The sequence below is a fragment of the Candidatus Frankia nodulisporulans genome, from assembly GCF_902806475.1.
Classification (GTDB): domain Bacteria; phylum Actinomycetota; class Actinomycetes; order Frankiales; family Frankiaceae; genus Frankia; species Frankia umida.
In genome coordinates, this window is the sequence record NZ_CADCWS010000433.1 from 1 (window position 1) to 2,016 (window position 2,016).

General features: G+C 68.8%; 1 protein-coding gene. It reads right to left on the reverse strand.

The genetic code is table 11. The features are described from left to right. Positions 1–823: 823 nt before the first annotated feature. Complete coding sequence (locus G6R24_RS20530) at positions 824–1,723, reverse strand: LuxR C-terminal-related transcriptional regulator (protein ID WP_163550777.1); 900 nt, start codon at positions 1,721–1,723, stop codon at positions 824–826. Positions 1,724–2,016 lie beyond the last annotated feature (293 nt).

A 2,016-nucleotide genomic window follows, 5' to 3' on the forward strand; every position in this document is an offset into this window, starting at 1 on the left:
GGGCCAGATGTCGAAAGTCTCGACTGTAATCCGGCGAATGGCCCGGTCGAATCCTTCCGGAAATCCCGCGGGAACTTCCGGAACAGCGTCGGCGCAGGAACTTCATCGGTTCCCGCCGACGAACGGGACGTCCCCGCGCCGCCGGCGAATGCGCGCCGCGGCGTGGGGAGGACAGCGGGGTCGGTGCGGCGGAGCGGGTCGCACCGGCCCCGTGCTTGTCCACTCCGGGGGCGTAACGGCCCTGGCCGTGCGGTACCCCCGGCACTTCACTGATCTCCCGCGCGTCCGCGGGTCACCGCGTGCCGCCCGACGCCGCCATCGACGGGCCACAGTCATCGTCGCGACCGGGCCAGCTGAGCCGGACGGCGGGCACCACGGCGGGCCGGTCGGCCCGCGGCGGCACGGACACCGAGGTCATCCGAGCGGCGGGCCTGGTAGCGAGAGGGACGCCAGCCTCGAACGGACACCGTGCGTAAGAGCGGGCACGGAACCGGGCTGGGTCATGTACGTCCTGGGTCACGTACGTCGTGGTGCACGTACGTCCTGGGTCAGGTACCGGGTTGGGTCAGGTAGCGGGTTGGATCAGGTAGCGGACTGGGAGTCGTACGGAGGCGGGTGGCCGGCGTGACTCGAACCCGCGCGTTCGGATGTCGGAACAGCTTTGGTCCGGCACCCGAATGCGCGGGGCGCGCCCCGCCGGCTCCACACCGTTGTGTCCGCTCTCCACCAATCCGTTGATCAACCCATCGATCACGGCTGGTGATGGCCGGTCTGGCAGATCAGCCTGTCACGGCTGGCCCGCCCAGCAGCGGCCGAGCCGCTGTCAGGGCAGCATGCCCAGCTGGCGCGCGGCGTGCACGGCGGCCGTGCGGTTGCGAACGCCCAGCTTGCGCATGATGCTGCGGAGATAGGCCTTCACCGTCTCCGGTGAGACCGTCAGCCGCCGGGCGGTCTCGACGTTGGACAGGCCAAGTGCCACCTGTGACAACACCTCGAGCTCACGCGGAGTGAGCGCGAGTCGACCGCCGACCTTCGTGTCCTGATCGAGCAGGCCACGCAGCAGCTCCGAGACGCCGCCGATCCGACCCCGAAGCAGCGGGTCGGCCACGTGCTCGGTGACCTCCTGTAGCTCCCGATAGGCCAGGCGCAGACTTTCCTGCGGCTGACCGGGTGAGCGCGGCAGCGGTACCGCGCCCACCGGGCGTGCGGCGGTGAGCGGACGAAGCCCTGGCGGCATCGCCTGCGCCATCGCATCCCCGTGTGTGGCAGCTACACCCAGCTCACGTTCCATCAGACGAGCCGTCGCAATGGCCGCACGAACGGCGGCCTCGGTGAACGGAACCTCTGTCCGCATGGCTCCATAGAGCACGGCCACAACCGCGCCCCCCATGCTGACCGGAACCGCGAGAATTGCTCCGAACTCACTGCCCTCGAACGGAACGGCAGTCGAGCGAAGAACCCTTCTCGTCGCCGCCGGGTCGTTGATGACGACCGGGCGACTGTGTCGCACCACCTGACCGCCGATTCCCGTACCCGGTGGGACGGAGGCACCGAGCAGACCGCTCGGTGCTGGCCCGTCCACGTTGGTGACGGTCAATCGGCCGGAATGCGGTGCAACTATTCCACCGAATGTGAGATGGGCTCCCGATGAAGCGCGCAGCCGGGCGAGTGCCCGCGGCAGTACCGTCTGCACGCGACTTGGGGCCGACACGTCCACTGTCACGAGCGTCCCCTTCCCCGACTTGGTTAGATCGAGCGAATCGTAGCACCCGTTTTACGTTAAGCACAGATAAGTGCACAAACGGCATGCCGGCAAAATTCGTGCGAGGGAGGTTGCCATCGAGCGCGTAACAGGCTACTCAACCAGGCATCGGGATCATCATCGGACCCCTGCGGAGCGACCCGAGGGCTCCGGCCCCGATTCCGACTCCAGCTCCAGCCCCGGCAGCGTCTCCTGCTTCGGCCGCGCCCCCGACACCGGCGACGTCCGCCGCCGCGGTGACGCGAGCGGTGGGG